Source organism: Variovorax sp. MPBD4-3 (genome assembly GCF_058809745.1).
The window spans coordinates 190,742-212,189 of the sequence record NZ_JBXASW010000002.1 but is presented as its reverse complement, the minus strand read 5'-3'; the positions used below and the strand labels follow the sequence as shown (position 1 = coordinate 212,189).

Here is a 21,448-nt window from a genome sequence, read left to right as displayed (position 1 = left end):
AGCTTGGCGATCTCGCCGATGTTGGCCAGGTGCTCGATGTCGAACAGCATGTCCTTGATGGGGGCGGTGTAGCTCATCTCATTGCTGCCTCTAAAAGCAGTTCCAAATTACTCGGTGAAAACAAGTCGCGTGCGGATCGTCCGATCAGCCGGCTCCAATTTCTTTATCCATCTTTTCCTTCTTTTCATGCGCATCGACGAGCTGTGCCAGAAGCCTCATGAACTCGGCGCGATCTTCGGGCGACAGCGGTTCAATCAGCAACTCCTGGGAGCGGTGAATGCTTTCCTGCAGATCGTTGATCAGGTTGAGCCCATCCGTCGTGATCACCGAGAGTCTTGACCGGCGATCGTCCGGATTGACGCGGGTTTCAACCAAGCCCTTGTCACCAAGACGTTTGAGCACTTCTGCAGTCGTCGTGCGGTCGAGCGACAGTTCCCGACCGATCGCTTTCTGATCCAGCCAGGGGTTCATCGAAAGCGCCGTCAGCATGCCGACCTGAAGCGGTGTGATGCTTTCCGACTTGCAGAGATCGAAGAAGATCGCCTGTCCGATCTGCGTCAGCCTGCGGATGAGGAAACCCGGCCGGCGCCACATGACCTGGCGCAATGGATTGAACGGCTCCAGGATCGGATGCTTTGCCACATCGGCTGAGCCGACCGTCTTTTTTTGAGCGGGGGAACGCTTTGTCATTATCTCGAGATCGCTGAAGGTGTCAGCCGACGAGTTTATCGACTCCCCTGTCTGTGAAACGGAGCAAGACACGCTTCAGATTGCGCTAACGCAGATCGAGCTTCAGGTAATCGCCGAGCAAGCGATAGAAATCTTCTTCGTCATCCCACGGGATCATGTGCCCGGCGTTCGACGCCGTGCATTGCGACAACCCGGGCGCAAGAGACCCGATCTCGGCAAGGTCCTCCGGCAGCATCACCCCTCCCCGGCCTGCCGCCATCAGAAGCCCGGGCGTCTTTAATTGGGGGAGATCGGCGTGGATGTCGTCCTCGTGGAAGCCGGCGTGCGCCTGGACGATGGCATCCGGGTCGCAGGTGTGGAGCCATTCGGCCCTGAGGCGCAATTGGTCGTCCGTCCACGTGGGTGCATAGGGGCGAAGCTCTTCGGCCGTGATGCCCATGAGCGCCATCTGGATGGAATCGACATACCAGGCCAGCGGAACCGGATAAGCACGCCGGCCCGGGCCGGACACCGGCGGATCGACGAGCAGCAGCCTCGCCGTCCGTCCCGGATCGCGCGCAGCGGCTCGAATCGCCACGCGGGCACCCATCGAGTGGCCCAGCACCGTCACCGACGACCACTGCAGCACGTTCAGCAGGTCCAGCACATCGGCCGCCATGGCATCGAGGCTCGCGACCATGCCCGGCGCGCTGAAGGACAGGCCTCGCCCCCGGAAATCAAGCACATGAACATCGAAATGGCGAGCCAACCGCTCTGCGACGAAGCCCCAGGTGATGGCGGGACTCGTGATGCCGGGCAACAGCAGCAGGCGAGGACCCTGCCCTCCATAGCGCAGAAGATGCAGCCGCACCCCGTTCGCACGGACGTGATAGCCAAGAAGAAAGGAACTCATTCGGACGCCCTCGGCGGCTTGCCGAACAAGCCGCGGAAGCGGTTCCAGAGCACGCTCCACATCATCCCGGCGACAGACACCGTGGGTTGCGGCTCGTCGGTCACAACCGTTTGGCCGCCCAGCCTTCGCGTGATCTGCTTTCCGAAGTCTGCGACCATGCGTCGCACGAAGTCCTTCACGAGTCCGGAGCGCGAGAACTGCGCGAGTGGACCCTGCAGCGCATAGATCATGTCGACGTGCACACGGGTGCTGTCGGCCGTCAGGGCTTCCAGCCGATAGGTGATGTCGCCCTGGGTGCGTGACTTGCTCAGGCTGTCCTGGCCGGCACCGCGCAGGACCGCGCGCCTCGCGGCGTCGTCGCGCTCCAGCCGCGCAGCGCCTGCGAATGCCGCCGACATCGGACCGAACTTGATCGCGATGGTGCCCTTGACACGCTCTCCTTCGTATGAGTCGATGGTCGCACCGGGCAGGCAAGAGGCCACCGCAGGCAGGTCTCCCATGAACTTCCACACCTGGTCTTCCGGATAAGGCACGTCGAAATGCACTTCGATGGCGTTGCCCTTGGCCTTGGCCTTGGCCATCGCGGCGGGATCGACCTCTGCCATCTCCGCGGACGCCGCAGATTCCGCCGCGGCCTGCCTGGCGGCGGCAACCGCGAGCGGCTGCGCCTGGCTCGGCGCCGTGGCCGGGCGCGGTGCAACAGTTCGCGGGGCACTCAGTGCATGCCGCAGCTTTTCGACTTGTGCGTCCGGGGTGTCGCGCTGCTGCTGCAGCACATCGAGAATGGCGTCCACGATGCCCTGGTAGCCGGTGCAACGGCACAGGTTGCCGGAGAGTTCGAGGCGCACGCGCGCTTCGTCGGCCTGGGGCAGACGCAGGACGATGTCGCGCGCCGTGGTAAGCATTCCGGGTGTGCAGAAGCCGCACTGCAGCGCGTGATGCCGCGTGAACGCCGCGCGCAGCCGCTGCATCACCGCATCATCGTCGTAGCCTTCGATGGTGGTGACTTCCTGGCCCTCGCACGCCACGGCGAAGGTGATGCATGAGCGCGTCGGCTGGCCGTTGACGAGCACCGTGCATGCGCCGCAAACGCCATGCTCGCAGCCAAGATGGGTACCTGTCAGGCGCAGTTCGTCGCGCAGGAAGTCACCAAGATGCGTCCGTGGTTCCGCGTGCCGGCTGAAGCCGCGGCCATTGACCTGAATAGCGATGGGGATCAAGTCTGTTACTCCGCTGGCTTGTGGTTGGAAAAAACACCCGACTGCGCCAGGGCGCGCTCGACGCAGGCCGTGAAGAGCTTTCGGTCGATGCCGTCGCGATCAGGCAGCGCCCGGCCTACGGCCGCGCCCACCTTGTCGCGCTTCGCGGCTTGCGCGCCCTTGCTTGCAACTTCCGCCGCGAATTCGTTCAACAGGATCGGCGGCCCGTCAGCCGCCCCCAGCACCACGCGCGCACGGTTGCGCGAAACATCGAAATACACCGCGGCGCTGGCCTCGGCAAATTCGCCAGGCTTGCGGCAGACCTTGTGATAACCCCAGCGCGTGGCCGGCGTCTCGCACGGCACGTGGACGGCCACGATCAACTCATCGGACTCGAGCACAGTCGTATAGGCTCCGAGCATCACGCCATCCGCCTCGATCGTGCGTTCGCCGCGCGGCGACCTGAGCACGATGCGTGCACCGAGCGCGGCGAGCGTGACCACCCAGTCCGCGGCAGGATCTGCATGCGCCAGGCTACCTCCGACAGTGCCGCGGCTGCGGATCGCCCGGTAGGCGATACCGGCCGCGACCTGACGCATGGGATGCGCCGCCAGCGGCGGGTGCACGCCATCTTCGATCTCGGCATGTGTGACTGCCGCACCGATCTCGATCCACTCGCCCTTGCGACTGACTGCGCGCAACGCTGCGATGCCGGCGATGTCAACCACCTGCGCCGGTCGCGCAAGTCTCAAATTGAGCATCGGGCCGAAGGACTGGCTCCCACTCATCGCCTTTGCCATGCCGCCGCCCTTGGCCAGCACCTCGATCGCCTCATCCACGCCGAGCACTCGCGTGTACTCAAATTTCGCGGCCTTCATTTGACGAGCTCCTGTTGCGGCTTCGCGCTCTCGAGGGCCTTGAGCAGGCGCCGCGGTGTCAGAGGCGTCATCAGCACCTCGGCCGCGCCCGTGCCTCGCAATGCGTCGTTCACGGCGTTGAAGATCACCGCGGGCGGCGCGATGGCGCCTCCCTCCCCCACGCCCTTCGCGCCGAATTCGGTGTGAGGCGACGGTGTCTCGAAGTGCTCGATGCGGATGCGAGGCACTTCCGTGGCGCCAGGCAGGATGTAGTCGGCCAGCGTAGAAGCCAGCGGCTGGCCTTGGTCGTCGTACGGGCTCTCTTCGTACATCGCGGTGCCGATGCCCTGCGCGATGCCGCCGATGGTTTGGCCCTCTACGATCATCGGATTGACCATGGTGCCGCAATCCTCGACCACGACGTAGTCGAGGATCTCGACCTCGCCTGTCTGCGTGTCGACCGCGACGACGACGGCATGGGTCGCATACGTAAAGGTACCGGTGTCGACTTTGGGCTTGTACGCACGCGAAACCTCCAGGCCACCAAGATGCACGTTCTCGGGCAGGTCCTGCGGCGTGAGGTACCACGCGCCACCCACCTGGGACAGCGGAATCGACTTTTCTCCGGCCACGGCGAACCCTTCCACCAACGCGACGGTCTGCGGATCCACGCCCATGAGATAGGCGGCGATCGACTGGATGCGGGGCAGCAGTTCCTTGCACGCGGTCGCGATGGCGCCTCCCGACATGACGGTCGCCCGGGATGCGTAGGTGCCCGATGAGAAGGGCGTGAGCGCGGTGTCGCCATGCACGACCCGGATACGCGCAACGGGAATGCCGAGCACATCGTTGGCGATCTGCGCGAAACTGGTCTCCATGCCCTGGCCATGCGAGTGCACGCCGACGCGCACTTCGAGCCCGCCGTCCGCGGTCATCCGCACCACCGCCTGATCAAAACCGGGCACCACCGGAAGACCCCAGTTGGCAAACACCGTCGTGCCGTGCGCGGACTGCTCGGTATAAGTGGCCGTGCCGAACCCGATCCGGCGTCCGTCCGGCTCTCCCCGGGTTTGACGCTCACGCACGGCAGCCACTCCGACCATCTCGACGGCGCGGCGAAGGCTCGCGGGAAAGTCGCCGCTGTCGAAGTGCTTGTTGGCCACGTTGACGTAGGGCATGGCATCGGCCGGCACGAGGTTGTCCATGCGAACCTCCCACGGTTCCCGGCCCACTTCGCGCGCCACGGCATCCATCAGAAGTTCGATTGCAAAACAGACGCCGGTGCGCGCCACGCCGCGGTAAGCCATGAAGCCCGGCTTATTGGTCGCGACACACAAGGTCTCGCATCGGTAGCCACGGAAGGTGTACGGACCGGGCAGGTTGCCGATCGCTTGACCAGGCTCCAGGCCCACGAAGAACGGATAGTACGAATAGGCGCCGCCGTCGATGGTGATGACAGCGTCCAACGCCAGGAGCTTGCCCGTGCGGTCCGCGTAGGCAGTGAGCTTGTAGTGATGCTGCCGCGTGTTGGCACCGACGATCAGATGCTCGCGCCGATCCTCAAGATAGCGAAATGGGGTTCGGTACGTCTTGGCCAGCCAGGCAATGCACAGATCTTCGGGGTACAGCTGCCCTTTATAGCCAAAGGCGCCTCCCACGTCGGGGGACACCACACGCACCGCCTCCTCGTTCATCGAGAGGTGCTGGGCGATGCCGACGCGCAGCAAATGCGGAACCTGCGTCGCACTTACGACCACAAGTTGATCGGCCTGGAAGTCCCAGTAGGCCAGCACCGACTTTCCCTCCAGCGGCACGATGCACTGGCGCGACAGCTCGACGGTGCGACTAACTTTCACCTCCGCCTTCGCGGCAAGTTCATCGAAGTCGCGATTGGCCCGCAGCGTGAGAAAGACATTGTCTTTCCACCCAGGATGAAGGAAGTCTCCCGTCGCCGCAAGAGAAGACTCGGCGCCGTGGTAGACGGGCAGCTCGTCATAGGAAACCTGAACCTCTTCGAGCAGGTCTTCTGCCACTGCACGCGTTGGCGCAACGGCCATGGCGATCGCCTCTCCCACGTGCCGGACCTTGCCCGAAGCCAGCGGCGGCAAGGCCGAGTACTGGTATGTGGGCAGCGAAGACGGCGAACCGATGTCCGCCGCGTCCGTCATCATCTCGCGCACGAAGATCTTCCCCGCATGCTCCTGCGGAATCTCGACACCCGTGATGGTGGCGTGCGCCAGCGGGCTGCGCAGGAAGGCGACCTCCTGCAGACCAGGCAGCACGAAGTCGCCCACGAAATTGCCTTTGCCAACCATGTGGCGCGCGTCTTCCTTGCGAGGCACACGGGCGCCGATGCCCTCGGGCTTAAGAACTCTCGCCGGGATGTCTGCCTGGTTCATGCGTTTCCTTCTGCTTGACTGATCGTTCCCGGGCGCCGCTCGGGATGTGCGGCATCGTCCGAGGTCAGGACTTCATGCGTATTTGTGACAGTACACGTTCATAATTATAGGCCTGCTTGTCACGCGCGTGAAGACGGTGGTTGATGATGAAAACCCTGATCCATCCATCTCCCTGATTCGGTGCACTCTAGCGCCTATACGCACTGTTTCCGACCTTGTCATACAGGCATCTCCGTCCACTCTGGTGCAAGTCCAACAAGTACAAACCCGCACTTGAAAAAAGAATTCGGCCGCCCTAATATGACAGTTCACTGAGTATTTTTTTCAGTTCTCTGAACGACAGGATAGAAGCCCATGGATTGGATCAAGGTCGCCTCGGCGCAAGAGCTGAGCAACGATGAAGCGAAGACCGTCGATGTCGCTGGCTATGGGGTTGCGCTGTACCGGATCGACGACGAATTCTTTGCCACCGACAGCATGTGCACTCATGCCACCGCGCTGCTGTCGGAGGGCTACGTGGAAGACGGTTGTGTCGAATGCCCGCTGCACCAGGCCCGCTTCGACATTCGCACGGGCAAGGCGATGTGCGCGCCGGCCACCGTGGACCTGCGCACCCACACCGTAAAGCGGGAGGGCGATCACATCTACGTGCTGTCGCCCGCTGGCAAATGACATCGCGCGGCATCGTCATCGTCGGTGCGGGCCAGTCGGCGGCCGTTGCGGCACATGCCCTGCGCGAGCACGGCTATAGCGGGCGCATCACGATGGTGGGCCGGGAGCGCCACAGGCCGTATGAGCGCCCTCTGTTGTCGAAGGCCGTCCTGGTGGCTGCGGAGGCGCCCAGGCTCGACGTGCTCACCGACGACGCCTGGACACGCAGCGACGTCGAACTGCTGAGCGGCAGCGAAGCGGTTGCACTGGATCTCCAGCGGCAACATGTCCGTCTTGCGGACGGGCGGATACTCGCGTACGAGTCCTGCCTGATCGCCACCGGCGGTGAGGCCACCACGCTGGCGTGCGTGCCGGCCGGCCGCGCGGGCGTGCACTACATCCGCACGCTGGACGACGCGCATCGGCTGCGCACCGCACTCCAGGCAAAGCCGCAGGTCGCGGTTCTTGGCGGTGGATTCCTCGGCCTCGAGGTCGCAAACTCGGCGCTGTCCGCGGGCGCCTCGGTGACGGTGCTCGAACGCGCGCCATCACTGCTAGATCGCTTCGTGCCGCCGCAGGCGTCTGAATGGATCGAAGCGAAGTTGCACGCAGCGGGCGCCAGGCTCCTGCTCGGCGCTTCCTGCAGTGGCGTCCATTCATTGCCGCAAGGCCGGTTGCGCTTGAGCACCAGCACCGGCGATCTCGAAGTGGACGAGGTGGTCATCGCCATCGGCTTGTCTCCGAACGACGCGCTGGCGCGCGATGCGGGGCTGGAGACGGCAGCAGGCAGCGGCATTTTGGTCGACGCGTCTTGCCGCACGAGCAACGCACACGTGTTCGCATGCGGCGACTGCACCAGCCAGCGCCGTGCCGGACAGGCGGCGCCGACGCGCCTTGAATCCTGGCAGAACGCGAACGAGCAGGGGCGCACTGCCGCTGCCGCCATGCTCGGCCTGCCTCTTCCCGCACCCGCGGTGCCGTGGTTCTGGACTGACCAGGGCAAACACAACATCCAGATGCTGGGCCTGCCGGCCAGCGATCTGGAATACGTGCGCCGTGGTAGCCCGGCCAACGACAAGGTGCTATGGATCGGCCATCGGGACGGCGTGCCGGTGCACGGCGTCGCAATCAACGCAGGCGCCGATCTGCGGGCCGTTCGCCCGCTCTTCGAACGCGGGCGGCGCGTGCAGTGGGACGACTTCGCACTGGACGCTACCAACCTTCGCACATGGGCCAAGCAGATGCAAGCCGACGTCGCGACCACCACTTAAACCACCTCTCTCAAAGCTAAGGAGCTTTCATGTATCAATCGCAGGCGGTCATCGGCATCACGAATGCCCGGAAGAATCCGCCCTTGGAGCAATGCGTCTGGCCCGCGGACGCCATGAACAACATTCCGGACTGGGTCTACACCAGCCAGGCGAACTATGACCAGGAGATCGAGCGCATCTTTCGGGGGGACACCTGGAACTTTGTCGCCCTGGAAGCGGAGATTCCCAACCCCGGCGACTACAAGCGTGGTTATGTGGGCGCCACGGCCGTCGTGATCGTGCGCGCGGAGGACGACACGATCTCCGTCTTCGAAAACCGCTGTGCCCATCGCGGCGCGGAGTTCTGTCGCGCCAGCCAGGGCAACACGAAGGAGTTCGTCTGCCCCTACCACCAGTGGTCATACGACCTCAAGGGCAACCTGCAGGGGGTCCCGTTCAAGCGTGGCATCAACAAGGTGGGCGGCATGCCGGCGGACTTTAAGAACGCCGACCACGGCACCCGCCAGCTGCGCGTAGCCACCCGCAACGGCGTGGTGTTTGCCACCTACTCCGACAAGACCCCTCCGCTGGAGGAGTACATGACGAAGGAGATCGTCGAGGAGTTCGACGTTCCGTTCTCGGGCAAGAAGCTAAAGATTCTCGGCTACTGCCGCAACGAGCTCCCGTGTAACTGGAAGATGTACCACGAGAACCTCAAGGATCCGTACCACGCGACGCTGCTGCATTCGTTTCTCGTGGTGTTCGGTCTGCTGGTCCCCGGCATCAAGTCGATCGTCTTTGCGGACAAGGTGCATGGCCGGCACGGCTTCATGGCGTCGGCCAAGCCGGACGAGATCTACGCTACGGTCGCCGACGACGACAAGGCGCAGATGCGCTCCTTCAGCGACAACCTTCGGTTGCGCGACGAACGGTTCCTCGACTACGTGCGAGAGTTCAAGTCGCCCTGGTCCGCCAACATGATGACCATGTGGCCGAACCTCATCGTGCAGCGCCAGATGAACACGATGGGCGTGCGCCAGATCATTCCGAACGGCCCGAACAGCATGGTGATGCAGTGGACGATGTTCGGGTACGAGGACGACACGCCGGAGATGACACGGCACCGCCTTCGCCAGGGCAACCTCATGGGCCCGGCCGGCTTCCTGGGCCTCGAGGACAACGAGGCTTTGAAGTTCGTGCAGGAAGGCCTGCGCAATTCTTCCACGGACAACAACGTCGTGAAGCTTGATGCCGGCCACCAGGGCACGACACGCAATCTCATCTCCGAGTCCTGCATCCGCTCCCTCTACCAGTATTACCGGGACGTGATGGATGTCCGTGTCGCGGAGAAAGCAGCATGAAGGATCGCCTCGCCTACGCCAAGACCACCATCTCGCCGCGACGCGCGGCCGAACTGCGCGCCGAGATCGAGTCGTTTCACGTCGAGTACTGCGCGGTCCTGGATGCGAACGACGTGGAACGCTGGCCGGACTTCTTCAGCCAGGAAGCGACGTACCGCGTGACATCGCGCCAGAACGCGCTCTTGAACATGCCCGTGGGACTCATCTACTGCGAAGGCCTGGACATGATCATCGACCGCGCCCTCGCCGTCGCGCACTCGCAGATGTTCGCGCCGCGGCACATGCTGCATGTGCTGGGGATTGCCCGCGTACTGGAAGAGACGGAAAACACGATCAGTTCCCAGACGCCCTTCATCCTCATGCAGACCCTTGTGGAGGGCCCATCGACGGTGCATCTGGCCGGGGTCTACCACGACCGCTTCGTGCGCGAAGGCGACCGGCTGCTGCTTGCCAGCCGTGAAGTGATCCACGACACCGAAATTCTCGACACCGCCTTGGCGTACCCGGTCTGAGGCCACCCAGGAAGACTATGAAACAAACTCCCAAAATCGCACTGGAAGAGCACTTCTCGGCCCCAGGGTTCGACGCGTACTCCTCCCCCTACACGCGGGCGCTTCCCTCCGCATTCGTCGCCAAGCTCGACGCTCGGCTGACCGACTTCGACGACCAGCGCCTCTCGGAAATGGACGCAGGCAACATCGAGTACGTCGTGCTATCGCAGACCATGCCCGGCGTACAGGCCGAGGTGGATCGCGACACCGCCATCCGCCGGGCGCGCGAGAACAACGAGTTCCTTGTCGAACGTGTCTCGCGCCATCCGCAGCGCTTCGGTGCCTTCGCCCACGTGGCCATGCAGGATCCGGCCGCCGCGGCCAAGGAGCTGGAGCGCACCGTGGTCGAACACGGTTTCAAGGGCGCGATGATCAACGGCCACACCCTCGGCCGATATTACGAAGGTGCCGCATTCGATGTGTTCTGGGAGCGCGCAGAGGCGCTAGGCGTACCCATCTACTTGCATCCCAACGCGTTCAGCCAAGCACCGGCTCTGCTCGAAGGCATGCCGGTGCTCCAGGGCGCAGCCTGGGGATGGGGCGTCGAGACAGCGGGCCATGCGTTGCGCCTGCTGTTCGGCGGGGTGTTCGACCGCTTCCCGCGCTTGACCCTGGTGTTGGGCCACATGGGCGAGGCCCTGCCGTACCAGCGCTGGCGCATCGACAGCCGCTTCGCCGCGTATCCATCGGGCATCACGCTGGCGCGCAAGCCCAGCGAGTACATCGGCAGCAACATCCTGATCACCACGTCGGGCGTGTGCTCCGCACCGGCGTTGCTGGGCGCCATTGGCGAGCTCGGGGCACAGGCCGTGCTCTTCTCGGTGGACTACCCCTACGAGTCGACCGCCGAGGCCTGTGACTTCATCGAAGCCGCCCCGCTGGACGACAAGACGCGGGCACAGGTGTGCCATGGCAATGCGCGCCGGCTCTTCAAGCTGGGCAGCCCGGACGACCTGGCACTGCTTCAGTTCTGACACTCACTCGAAAGGAAAAAAGATGGCAGTCAGCGACTATCAGATGATCAGGGCGTGGGACGAAGTCCTGAAGCTCAGTAAAGTGGAGCGCGGCCAGACCGTCTCCATTCTGTGCGGCCCCCACACACACCCGCAGACACTCCAGACGGCGACGATCGCCGCGCAGGCCGCGGGCGCGATCGTGACCCGGATCGAGCTGCAACCCATCAACGCGGAGAAAGCAACCAGCCGCGACCGGATGAACTACCTGGGTGAAACACCGCTCACGAACAATCCAGTCGCGCTCGCTGCAATGAAAAATAGCGATCTCGTCCTTGACTTGATGGTTCTCCTGTTCTCTCCAGAGCAACTGGAAATTCTAGAGTCCGGAACAAAGATTCTTTTGGTCGCGGAGCCGCCCGAGGTACTGGTGCGAGCGATTCCTACTGAGGACGATCGCAAGCGCGTCTTGGATGCATCGAAGCTTCTCAAAAAGGCTAAAAAGATGCACGTGACGTCGGCGGCTGGAACGGATGTGACGTTCCAGCTCGGCGAATTTCCCGTCATCACGGAGTACGGTTTCTGCGAGGAACCCGGGCGCTGGGACCACTGGCCGAGCGGCTTCCTCTTCACTTTCGCCAACGAAGGCGGCAGCGACGGAACCATCGTGATCGATCGCGGCGACATCCTACTGCCACAGAGGAACTACGTCTCGGACAAGATCACATTGAACTTGCGCGACGGTTTCGTGCGCAGCATTGAAGGTGATGTCGATGCCGCCATGCTGCGCGAGTTTATGGAGGCCTACAAGGATCCCGAAGCCTACGCTATCGCGCACATCGGCTGGGGAATGCAGCCCCGTTGCTACTGGCACACGTTGTCGCTGATGGACCGCGAGGCGACAACTGGTCAAGATGCGCGCGCGTTCGAAGGTAACTTCCTGTTTTCCCTGGGCCCGAACAACGAGGCTGGTGGCTCCCGCACCACGCCTTGCCACCTCGACATTCCGCTGCGCAATTGCACGGTGGCGCTGGACGGCACCGTCGTGGTCCGCGACGGCAAGGTGATCGACGAGGCATTCCAATGAGCTTCGATCAGGCTATCTACCAGAAGCAAGGATTCGGCAATGCCGTCGCGCCGCTGGCGCCCTACGGCCTGCTAATCATCGACTTCGTCAATGGTTTCGCCGATCCGCTCGCCTTCGGTGGCGGCAACATCGCCGACGCGATCGAAAGCACACGCGGGCTTCTCGACAAAGCGCGACAGCGCCAATGGCCGATCGTGCACACGCGGGTGGTGTACCAGGACGATGGTGCCGACGCCAACATCTTCGCGCTCAAGGTGCCCCCCATCCTTGCCTTGCGTGAGGATGCGCCGGAAAGCCAGATCGTGCCTCAACTGCAGCCGGAGGCCGGGGAACTGGTGCTGCGCAAGACCAGCCCCTCGGCCTTCTTTGGGACTTCGCTGGCCGCCTGGTTGTCCCTGCGCGGCGTACGCACGCTACTGATTGCCGGGTGCACGACAAGCGGCTGCGTGCGCGCCAGCGTGGTCGACGCGATGTGCCACGGGTTCCGCCCGCTCGTCGTGACCGACTGCGTGGGCGACCGTTCGCTGCAGGCCCACGACGCCAACCTGTTCGACATGAATCAGAAATACGCGACCTTGATGGCCCGCGACGTCGCCCTCGAAGCGACCGGCAAGGCAGCAGACATCGCGCCGGTCTGATACGCCGTTCGGAGCTCCGCCAACTCATGCGACCCTCCGGTGCTCACTGCACCGGCCACGCCCCACTACCTGGATAGAACAATGACCATCAAATTTGTTGCCGCCCTGGCGGTTTCCCTCGCGACGATCTCCTTTCAGTCCCGTGCCGACGTCATCAAGGTGGGCGTCATCGCGCCGATGTCCGGGCCGTTTTCGGTCGTGGGGCAAACCTGGGAGGGTGCGACCAAGGCCTATCAGAAGCTCAACGGCACGACCGTGGGCAAGCACACGATCGAAGTCGTCTACCGCGACCTTCCCGAGATCAACCCTGCGCAGGCCAAGGCGCTGGCACAGGAACTGATCGTCAAGGAAGGTGCGCAGTACATCGCTGGCCTTTACTTCACGCCCGACACCCTGGCCGTGGCTGCGCTAGCGCAGGAGGCCAAAGTACCGGTCGTGATCTTCAACGCATCCACGTCGTCGCTGCTCGACAAGTCTGACTTCCTGCTGCGCACTTCATACACCCTGCCGCAGATGGCGGTGCCCGTGGCCAAGTACGCTCTCGAGAAAAGCGTCCGCAATGTCGTCACGCTGGTTAGCGACTTCGGTCCTGGCCTGGACGCCGAGAAATCCTTCACCACGGCCTTCATCGGCGGCGGCGGCAAGCTGCTCGAGGCCATCCGCGCGCCGTTGAAGACAACCGATTTCGGTCCGCTGATGCAGCGCGTGAAGGCGCTCAAGCCCGATGCCCTCTACGTCTTCGCCCCGGGTGGCCCTTCGACCTATGCGATGGTCAAGGCCTACAACGAGGCCGGCCTCAGAACTGCCGGCGTGCGCTTTCTCGGCACCGCCGAGACCGATGAGGACCAGCTGCGGGCCATCGGCCCAGAGCTTCTCGGCATCGAGACCGGCATGTTCTATTCGGTCACGCACAACTCGGCGCTGAACAACGCCCTCATCAAGGCATTCGGCGAGGTTGCACCTAAGGCTATTCCGACCGTTCAGCTCGCCAACGCCTACGACGGCCTCCACGTGATCTATCGCATGGTCCAGGCCACCGATGGGCAGCGCGATGGGGTCAAGGCGCTCGCCAGCGCCAAGGGGTACGCGTGGGAGAGTCCGCGAGGCCCGGTGAAGATCGACCCGACTTCCCGCGAGTTCGTGCAAAACGTCTACATGCGCGTGGTCGAGAAAGACCCGTCAGGGCGCTTCGTGAACCGCGAATTCCGCACGTTCGAGATGCAGCCCGATTACGGCCGCACCCAGAACGTGTCCAAGTAACGCAGAGCCTGCAGCATGTCTCTCTCGCTCCTGAGCAGCATTCTGATCGACGGGATCGCCTACGCGATGATCCTTTTCATGATCACAGTGGGCCTGTCGATGACGATGGGCCTCATGCGGGTGGTGAACCTGGCGCATGGCGCCTTCGCGATGCTCGGCGGCTTCTTTGCAGCCACCATTCCGCAACGCCTGGGGGTGCCGGCCTGGCTGGGATTCCTGCTGGCCATCGCCCTGGTCGGGCTTGTTGCGCTGCTGTTCGAGCGCATCCTGCTGCGGCGCTTCTATGGACGTGACGATCTCGACCAGATGCTGGTGACGATCGGGCTGATGTTCCTGGCGACGGCTGCGGCGAACCTGATGTTCGGCTCCACCGTGACATCCGTGGCGCTGCCCGAGCTTTTCAACGGCACGGTCGATCTGGGCTTCCGCTCCATTCCGCGGCATCGGCTTATCGTCGTGGGCTGCGGGCTCGTCGTCGTCTGCGTGCTCTGGCTGACGGTGGACAGATCTTCCTTCGGCATCCGGGTGCGCGCCGCTGTCGACAACGCGCCCATCGCACGCGCGATCGGCATCGACACCACGAAGATCTACGCAGCCACCTTCGTGATGGGCGCAGCGCTTGCGGCACTGGGCGGCATCGCTGGTGCAGAACTTCTGCCCATGGAGTCGACATACGCGTCCAAGTACCTGGTGATCCTGCTGGCCGTCGTCGCCGTCGGGGGCAACGGAAATCTCTTCGGCTCATTCTTCGCAGCGTTGCTGCTCGGCATTGTGGAAACTTCGATGAAATACATGGTCCCGCAGCTCGCATCGGCTGCGTTTTTCCTCACGATGATCATCGTCCTATTGGTTCGGCCGCAAGGGCTGTTCGGGAGGCACGCATGAACACGGTCACTGCGCCGCGGGCAGTGCCCGCACCGTCTCGCGCCCGCCCATGGATGCAGCTGCGCGGAGAACTCGTGCTGCTGCTGGTGGGGCTGCTGGCCTTCGTGCTGTTTCCGCATGACCTCGGCTTGCTGACCAACATGGCGACCATGTCGATCTTCGCGCTGTCTCTGAGTCTCGTACTGGGGCAGGCCGGCATTGCGACCCTGGGCCAGGCCGCGCTGTACGGCAGTGGCGCCTACGTCGCGGGCTGGACGGCGCTGTACCTGACGGCAGACCCGATCGCCGGCTTGCTGCTCGGCGGGCTCGGCGGCGGAGTGATCGCGGTGCTAAGCGGCGCAGTGATGCTGCGGTCGACCAAACTCACGCTGGTCATGCTGACCATCGCGGTCGCCCAACTGCTGCTCGAACTGGCCAACTGGGCGAGGTGGCTCACAGGCGGCGACGACGGCCTTGCCGGTTTCAACATCGCGCCGCTGTTCGGCATCTGGGAGTTCAGCTTCCTGAGCTACACGGGCTACTTCTATGCCCTGGGTGCACTCGTGCTCGTGTACTTCCTGCTGAGGAACCTCGTGGAGTCGCCTTTCGGCCTGACGGCCAAGGCCATCCGCCAGGACCCTGGACGGGTTCAGGCGCTGGGGGGCCGCGTCTACCTGCACCTGCTGGCGGTCTACACCGTCGGCGGCATTGTGGCGGGGCTGGCGGGCGCATTGACGGCACAGACCAGCAAGGTCGCCAATCTCTTCATGCTTGACTTCTCGACGTCGGCAGGCGTCGTCGTCATGATCGTTCTGGGCGGAACACGCCGCCTGTCGGGCGCCGTGCTCGGCACCGTCGCCTACATGACCATTCATCACATCGCATCGACCCTGAACCCCTACCACTGGCTGTTCATCATCGGGTCGATGCTGATCGTCGTCCTCATCGTGTTGCCCGAGGGGCTGATCGGGCTGTTCGACCGCGCCGTGGCGTACGCCCGGCAGCCTCGCCGTAGCGGGGTGGCACGATGACTCACCGGCTCCAGACGCACAACCTGAGTCACTCCTTTGGCGGCCTCGCGGTCACGCAGAACGTCTCGCTGTCGCTTCCCCACGGCGCGCGCACGGCATTGATCGGCCCCAACGGCGCCGGCAAGACGACGCTGGTCAACCTGCTGAGCGGCGCCCTGCGCCCGCAGTCGGGCGACATCCAGTTGGACGGGCGCTCGATCGTCCAGTTGCCGCAGTACGCTCGCGTGCGCAATGGCATCGTCCGCACGTTCCAGATCAGCCGCCTGTTCAAGGAACTGACCGTGGCGGACAACGTCAAGGTCGCGGTGCTGCAGCGGCATCGGGCCTCCATGCAGTGGTGGCCCTCGCCTTCGCGTTCCGCGCGCGTACAGCAGGATGTGGACGAGACGCTCGGCATGCTGGGCCTGCACCCGTATGCGAACCGTGTGGTGGGACAACTGGCACTGGGAGAACAACGGCTCGCGGAAATTGCCCTGGCACTCGCGATGCGGCCCCAGGTGCTGCTGCTCGATGAACCGGGCGCAGGCGTGCCGCAGGGCGAAGGCGGCCGCATCATGGAAGCCATTGCGCGCCTGCCGAAGGATCTGTCGGTACTGCTGATCGAGCACGACATGGACCTGGTGTTCCGGTTCGCGTCGCACATCATCGTGCTGGTCGCCGGTGCGGTGATGGTCGAAGGAACGCCACAGGAAGTCGCTGCCAACGAGCAAGTCAAGCAAATCTATTTCGGACGAGACGGTCATGCCCCAGCCCACCACTGAACTCCGGTTCGACGACGTCACCGCAGGCTATGGCGGCCTGCCGGTGCTCGAGCATCTCAGCTTCAGCGTGCGCGAAGGCGAGCGACTCGGCCTGATCGGGCGCAACGGCGCCGGCAAGACCACCACGCTCGCGACCGCCATGGGCCTGGCCGACCTGATGAAGGGACACATCCACTTCGGCGGCGCCGACATCAGCAACGCGAGCACCTATGCACGCTCGCGCGCCGGCCTCGGCTACGTTCCGCAGAGCCGCGACATCTTCCCCTCGCTGACAGTCGAGGAGAACCTGCTGTCCGGCTTGCAGGGGCGCTCGGCAAGCGTCGCCCTACCACCGATCTATGCACTGTTTCCTCGGCTCAAAGAGCGCCGACGCAACGGAGGCACGCAGCTGTCGGGCGGCGAGCAGCAAATGCTGTCGGTGGCACGCGCACTCGTGGGGCAGCCGCGAATCTTATTGCTCGACGAACCGCTCGAAGGCCTGGCGCCGATGGTGCGCGAGGAGTTGATGGATGCCATCGTCCGGATGAGTGATCAGCTCGGCGTGGGCTGCATCATCGTGGAGCAGCACGTGGATGTCGTTCTCGAGTTCTCCAACAACGTGATCGTGCTGGAACGCGGACTGACCGCCTACGCCGGGTCTGCGGCGGTGCTGAGTGGCGAAGAGGCATTGCTCAACCGCACCATCGGCATCCAGAAGTGCTGAAGACGAACTCGCCGGTGGCTCAACGCGATTCGCTCCAAAAGGAAGGTCCACGCTCGTGCAGCAATGCGCATCTTTGATGACTCGGCGCGGTCAAGCACTGAAGCCACCGATCGACCGGCTCCGTTCGATCGCGGTGTAGGCCAAGGCTGCTGCACGTTCTTCTCGGCGTGCGTAACGACCGCGCCATTCCACCGTTCACATTCACTTCGTCATAAGGATCCGCACATGACGCCCTCTCCTCGTTCACCTTCAGAACTGCGGCAGCATTGGCGCTACGTCCTGGGTTGCTTCCTTGGCTTGGCCAGCGGCGTCTCATCGCTGTACTTCTACAGTTCAGGTCTGTTTCTGAAGCCGCTCGCCGCCGAGTTCGGGTGGACCCGAGGCACTGCGTCCCTGGGCTCGCTGATCAGCAGCGTGCTGCTCGGATGCGCGGCGCCGTTCATCGGACAGGTGATCGACCGGTACGGCGCGCGACGCGTCACCCTGCTCTCCCTTGTGGGCCTATCCACCTCGTTCCTGCTTTTGGGCGTTTGGACACAAGGGTTGGCCAGTTTTCTGGCGCTGGTCACGGTCTTGACACTGCTCGGTGGCGCGACCTCGCCCTTGTCCTTCACGAAGATCCTCGTAGGCAAGTTCTCTCGGCAACGCGGACTGGCGCTGGGCATCGCCATCACCGGAACGGGCGTCGGGGCTATCCTGATTCCCCTGATCGTCACGCCGGCCATCACCCATTTCGGATGGCGCGCCACCTACCTGGGCCTTGCGGCGGTCGTCCTTGTACTCTTGCCGTTGATCGCCTACTTCCTGCGGAGCGCGGATGCGGCCCCTGCAGACGAGGGCCGCCGTGCCTCAGCCGGACATAATCTGAAGGCGCTGGCCGACCCGCACTTCTTCCGCATCGCCGCGGTCTTCCTGTTGTGCTCGGTCGGCATCTTCGGCACGATCGTGCACGTCGTTCCAATGCTCACCGACCTGGGGCTTTCCCCGAACCGTGCCGCCGGTCTCGCCAGCATCCTTGGCGTCGCGGTCATCGTCGGTCGGATCGTCACCGGCTTTCTTCTGGACGTGTTCGATGCCGCGCGCTTGTCAGCGACGCTCTTCATGCTGTCTGCCACCGGCATGCTGCTTCTGGCAACCGGCCAACCGGCGCTGGTGCTTCCGGGGTTGCTCATGACAGGCTTCGCGGTCGGCGCAGAGTTCGATCTCGCAGCCTATCTGGTGAGCCGAAAATTCCCACTGAACCTCTACAGCACCCTCTTCGGGGGCGTCTATGCCACGGTGGCCATCGGCGCCGGCATCGGGCCATTTCTCGCGGGACGGCTCTTTGACATTTCCGGCAGCTATGTCTCGTGGCTCTGTCTGGCAGCGGGGCTGCTGGTCGCGGCCGCAATGCTCTGCCTCACGGACCGTCCGGCCGCCAGGCACGCGAGCGGCACGGCCGCAGCGGCGGGTCCGGGCGAGCGCTGAGTTCGCTGCGCCTTCACTTTGGTCACGATGCACAGTCTCCGTGCGCTCCTAGGCCCGCTGCGCGTGTTCGATGCAGTGTGCCGCGCCAAGGGGATCACGCGCGCCGCTCAGGTGCTTCATGTGACGCCCGGTGCGGTCAGCCAGCAAGTCAAGCAGCTGGAGGTCGGGCTGGGCGCGCAGCTGTTTCAGAAATCTGGCCGCGAGATCGAGCTCACCGCGGTAGGCAGACGACTGGCCCACCGCGTCTCGGACGCGTTCGACCGCCTGAACGATGCGCTCGCTGACGTGGGCGATCTCCAGACGGACAAGCGGCTGCGCCTGAAAGTGACGCCGAGCCTTGCCATCCGTTGGTTGGTACCTCGCCTGCGCGGTTTCTACGCGCAATACCCCGACATCGATCTCGAGATTTCGACGATCGCGATGGCCGACGATATCCGGCTCGAGGGCGCTGATTGCGCGATCCGTCATGGCATGGGAGAGTGGGCCGATGTCGAGTTGGACCACCTCTTCGACGACGAATTTCTTCCCGTCTGCGCACCTAATCTGGCCGGGCATTTGACTACGCCTCAAGACCTGCTGCAAGCCAACCTGCTGCACTCGATGATGCGCCCGGAAGCCTGGTCACTATGGTTCCGTTCGGCTGGACTTGTGGATTCCCCAAGCCTGCATGGAATCACGATGGCGAATGCTGCGCTGTGCTACCAGGCTGCGGCTGATGGATTGGGGATTGCTATCGCCCAGCGCGCCTACGTCGACGAGGACCTGCGCAGCGGGCGGCTCGTCGTTGCCGTGGATCACGTCGCCAGGACGGAGTCTGGTTACTACTTGGTCTGCGATCCGCTGAAAGCGGCAGAGGCCCCCGTGAGGCTTTTCAGAAACTGGATCCGTTCCGTCCGATAACAGCGATGCGAGGCAGCGCGCCGCACTGCCCTCCCTGCGCGTCGGCAACACTTTTCAGCACGCTGACAGTCGCGGCGGACAACCTGTCATCGCCCATGAAACCTTGCCACCGCGCGCGGCGCCCCTTCGAAGACAGCGTCAAAGACTGATGACCGCGATTCCGGCCATCACGACCGCGACGCCGGCGAGACGGCGCGCGAGATGCCCCTCGCGGAACCATATGCACGCGACGAGCGAGCCGATGACGATCGACGACTCGCGCAGCGGCGCGACGAGCGCCACCGGCGCCTTGAGCATGGCGGTGAGAACCAGGATGTACGCGAGCGGAGAGAACACCGCCACGATGAGGATCGGCAAGGCGTCGGCACGGAGGGCCGCGCGAGCGCGACGGCGTCGGTGCAACACGCTGGGCGCCAGGATCAGGCTTTGCACCAGCAGCGTGGCGGCGTAGTAGCTCACAGGCGCCAGGTTCAGTTCGATGACCGAGTAGCCGTCCCACAGCGTATACGCAGCGATGGTCGCCCCCGTCGCAGCCCCCCAGATCAAGCCCTGGACCGGGCGGCGGCCTGCGCGGCTGAGCGGGTTGCCAGTGACCACGAGAATGCCTGCCACGACGAGCGACGCGCCGAACATCGCGTCGGTGCTGAGCCGTTCACCCAGAAGCAGGATCGCGAAGAGCATCGTCAGTACCGGTCCGGTGCCACGCGCGACCGGATAGACCACGCCCAGCTCGGCGCGGTCGTACCCGGCTTGCAAGGTGAGCGAGTAGGCGGTGTGCAACACGGCGGAGAAAGTGGCACCCGCCCACAGTCGCCAGTCCAGCATCTGCTGCTCGCCGGCGCCGAAGGCAAGGCTGATCGGCACGCACAGCAGCGCCGAAGCACAGGTATAGGCGCCGACGAACAACACGGCATCACCGCGCTTGAACTTCGATGCCAGGTTCCATGCCGCGTGGGCGACCGCTGCCGCGAGGACCATCGCGACGGTGCCGGGCGGCATCAGCCGATATCGGGCAGGTCGATGCCCGCCCTTTCCGCACGGCGGCCGCGCTGCGGGTCGCGCAACGCGAGGGCCGCGACCAGTGCGTCGATCACCACGAGCTGCGCCAACCGACTTCCAGCCGCAGCCATCTGGGCCGGCAGCGGTGCGCCGCCGACAACCAGCGCGACGTCCGCGAGAGTCGCCAGGGGCGTGCCATATTGGTTGGTGACGGCGATCAGCGAGGCGCCGGCAGAAGACGCCGCGTCGGCGATGGCCAGCGTCGTCGACGTGCGTCCGGTCGAACTGACGGCGATGACGGCGTCACCGGGGCCGAGGAGGCGCGTGGCGATCATCGCCGACAGGTGATCCTGGATACCAATGGTCGTCACGCCGACCGCGCGCAAACGGAACACCGCATCGGCGGCGACCGTCGCAGACGGGCCGGCGCCGAATGCGATCACCTGGCGCGCGCGCTGGATGGTGCTCACCGCTTGGTCGAGCGCGGCCAGTTCAATGGCACCGCCGAGCGCGGTCAGCGCGTCGGCACCTGCGCGGATCGAGGCCTCGAGCACCGCGGCCGTTGTCGCACCGACCGCGAGTACCTCAGGGGGCGCGAAGAATTGCGCGGTGCCGCGTGCACGAGCGATTTCGATCTTGAGTTCGGTGAACCCGCTGAACCCGATCGCACGCGCGGCACGGACCACGCTTGGCGGCGAGACCCCGGCGCGGGCGGCCACCTGGGCGGTCGTGCTCACCCCGACAAACAAGGGATCAGCAAGCAGCAGCTCGACCACCTTGGCCTCGCTTGCGGCCAGGTCGCCACTGCGCGCCTGGATGCTTCCGATCCACTGCACCAATCGCGCTTCTCTTGAAACTCCATTACCATTATCATTCATCTTAAGTAATATGTTACATAGCAACCGCGGACCGTGCAAGCCTGCTAAGCACGGCAC

General features: G+C 64.2%; 21 protein-coding genes. 14 read left to right on the top strand and 7 right to left on the bottom strand.

All coding sequences use genetic code 11. The features are described 5' to 3' along the window. Window positions 1-144: 144 nt before the first annotated feature. The 5 genes from AC1RVW_RS02065 to AC1RVW_RS02045 form a co-directional block, all read right to left on the bottom strand. Window positions 145-693 (bottom strand): MarR family winged helix-turn-helix transcriptional regulator, encoded by a 549-nt coding sequence (locus tag AC1RVW_RS02065; protein ID WP_081270349.1) that lies wholly within the window; start codon window positions 691-693, stop codon window positions 145-147. Between the two features lie 82 nt (window positions 694-775). Continuing rightward, window positions 776-1,582, bottom strand: a complete 807-nt coding sequence (locus AC1RVW_RS02060) for an alpha/beta fold hydrolase (RefSeq protein WP_493197724.1) — start codon at window positions 1,580-1,582, stop codon at window positions 776-778. Then, a complete protein-coding gene (locus tag AC1RVW_RS02055; protein ID WP_493197722.1) occupies window positions 1,579-2,802 on the bottom strand; it encodes a xanthine dehydrogenase family Fe-S subunit in 1,224 nt (407 codons plus the stop codon). The genes AC1RVW_RS02060 and AC1RVW_RS02055 overlap by 4 nt, the downstream gene beginning before the upstream one ends. 5 nt (window positions 2,803-2,807) lie before the next feature. After that, window positions 2,808-3,659, bottom strand: coding sequence for an FAD binding domain-containing protein (locus AC1RVW_RS02050; protein WP_493197720.1), 852 nt, complete (start codon window positions 3,657-3,659; stop codon window positions 2,808-2,810). Further along, window positions 3,656-6,037 (bottom strand): xanthine dehydrogenase family protein molybdopterin-binding subunit, encoded by a 2,382-nt coding sequence (locus tag AC1RVW_RS02045; RefSeq protein WP_081270284.1) that lies wholly within the window; start codon window positions 6,035-6,037, stop codon window positions 3,656-3,658. The genes AC1RVW_RS02050 and AC1RVW_RS02045 overlap by 4 nt, the downstream gene beginning before the upstream one ends. 354 nt (window positions 6,038-6,391) lie before the next feature. Here AC1RVW_RS02045 and AC1RVW_RS02040 point away from each other — a divergent pair, with 354 nt between their 5' ends. The 14 genes from AC1RVW_RS02040 to AC1RVW_RS01975 all read left to right on the top strand — a co-directional run bounded on the left by AC1RVW_RS02040 (window position 6,392) and on the right by AC1RVW_RS01975 (window position 19,514). After that, window positions 6,392-6,709 (top strand): non-heme iron oxygenase ferredoxin subunit, encoded by a 318-nt coding sequence (locus tag AC1RVW_RS02040; protein ID WP_081270285.1) that lies wholly within the window; start codon window positions 6,392-6,394, stop codon window positions 6,707-6,709. Then, the gene (locus tag AC1RVW_RS02035) at window positions 6,706-7,959 is read left to right on the top strand and encodes an NAD(P)/FAD-dependent oxidoreductase (protein ID WP_493197717.1); all 1,254 of its coding nucleotides are present in this window, start codon (window positions 6,706-6,708) and stop codon (window positions 7,957-7,959) included. Before AC1RVW_RS02040 ends, AC1RVW_RS02035 begins: the two co-directional genes overlap by 4 nt. A 29-nt stretch (window positions 7,960-7,988) precedes the next feature. After that, a complete protein-coding gene (locus AC1RVW_RS02030) occupies window positions 7,989-9,299 on the top strand; it encodes an aromatic ring-hydroxylating oxygenase subunit alpha (protein ID WP_081270287.1) in 1,311 nt (436 codons plus the stop codon). Further along, window positions 9,296-9,811, top strand: a complete 516-nt coding sequence (locus AC1RVW_RS02025) for an aromatic-ring-hydroxylating dioxygenase subunit beta (RefSeq protein ID WP_081270288.1) — start codon at window positions 9,296-9,298, stop codon at window positions 9,809-9,811. Before AC1RVW_RS02030 ends, AC1RVW_RS02025 begins: the two co-directional genes overlap by 4 nt. Before the next feature lie 17 nt (window positions 9,812-9,828). After that, on the top strand, window positions 9,829-10,824 hold the full coding sequence (locus tag AC1RVW_RS02020) for an amidohydrolase family protein (protein ID WP_493197715.1): 996 nt from the start codon (window positions 9,829-9,831) through the stop codon (window positions 10,822-10,824). A 22-nt stretch (window positions 10,825-10,846) separates the two neighbouring features. Continuing rightward, window positions 10,847-11,890: a 2,5-dihydroxypyridine 5,6-dioxygenase NicX family protein gene (locus AC1RVW_RS02015; protein ID WP_081270290.1), complete on the top strand. Its 1,044-nt coding sequence runs from the start codon at window positions 10,847-10,849 to the stop codon at window positions 11,888-11,890. Then, on the top strand, window positions 11,887-12,528 hold the full coding sequence (locus AC1RVW_RS02010; RefSeq protein ID WP_285414779.1) for an isochorismatase family protein: 642 nt from the start codon (window positions 11,887-11,889) through the stop codon (window positions 12,526-12,528). Before AC1RVW_RS02015 ends, AC1RVW_RS02010 begins: the two co-directional genes overlap by 4 nt. A gap of 81 nt (window positions 12,529-12,609) precedes the next feature. Further along, the gene (locus AC1RVW_RS02005) at window positions 12,610-13,788 is read left to right on the top strand and encodes an ABC transporter substrate-binding protein (protein ID WP_493197712.1); all 1,179 of its coding nucleotides are present in this window, start codon (window positions 12,610-12,612) and stop codon (window positions 13,786-13,788) included. A 15-nt stretch (window positions 13,789-13,803) separates the two neighbouring features. Further along, entirely contained in the window at window positions 13,804-14,673 is an 870-nt protein-coding gene (locus tag AC1RVW_RS02000; RefSeq protein WP_493197710.1) for a branched-chain amino acid ABC transporter permease, read from the top strand. 23 nt (window positions 14,674-14,696) lie between these two features. Continuing rightward, window positions 14,697-15,683, top strand: a complete 987-nt coding sequence (locus tag AC1RVW_RS01995; protein WP_493197708.1) for a branched-chain amino acid ABC transporter permease — start codon at window positions 14,697-14,699, stop codon at window positions 15,681-15,683. After that, entirely contained in the window at window positions 15,680-16,444 is a 765-nt protein-coding gene (locus tag AC1RVW_RS01990) for an ABC transporter ATP-binding protein (RefSeq protein ID WP_081270295.1), read from the top strand. The genes AC1RVW_RS01995 and AC1RVW_RS01990 overlap by 4 nt, the downstream gene beginning before the upstream one ends. Further along, a complete protein-coding gene (locus AC1RVW_RS01985) occupies window positions 16,425-17,147 on the top strand; it encodes an ABC transporter ATP-binding protein (protein ID WP_081270296.1) in 723 nt (240 codons plus the stop codon). The genes AC1RVW_RS01990 and AC1RVW_RS01985 overlap by 20 nt, the downstream gene beginning before the upstream one ends. Before the next feature lie 225 nt (window positions 17,148-17,372). Further along, window positions 17,373-18,614 (top strand): MFS transporter, encoded by a 1,242-nt coding sequence (locus AC1RVW_RS01980; protein ID WP_081270297.1) that lies wholly within the window; start codon window positions 17,373-17,375, stop codon window positions 18,612-18,614. 63 nt (window positions 18,615-18,677) lie between these two features. After that, window positions 18,678-19,514 (top strand): LysR substrate-binding domain-containing protein, encoded by an 837-nt coding sequence (locus tag AC1RVW_RS01975; protein ID WP_234383115.1) that lies wholly within the window; start codon window positions 18,678-18,680, stop codon window positions 19,512-19,514. A gap of 138 nt (window positions 19,515-19,652) precedes the next feature. On the opposite strand, the gene AC1RVW_RS01970 is transcribed toward AC1RVW_RS01975, so the two are convergent. After that, complete coding sequence (locus tag AC1RVW_RS01970) at window positions 19,653-20,513, bottom strand: EamA family transporter (RefSeq protein ID WP_285414777.1); 861 nt, start codon at window positions 20,511-20,513, stop codon at window positions 19,653-19,655. Next, a complete protein-coding gene (locus AC1RVW_RS01965) occupies window positions 20,513-21,391 on the bottom strand; it encodes a MurR/RpiR family transcriptional regulator (RefSeq protein WP_493197704.1) in 879 nt (292 codons plus the stop codon). The genes AC1RVW_RS01970 and AC1RVW_RS01965 overlap by 1 nt, the downstream gene beginning before the upstream one ends. Window positions 21,392-21,448: the final 57 nt, after the last annotated feature.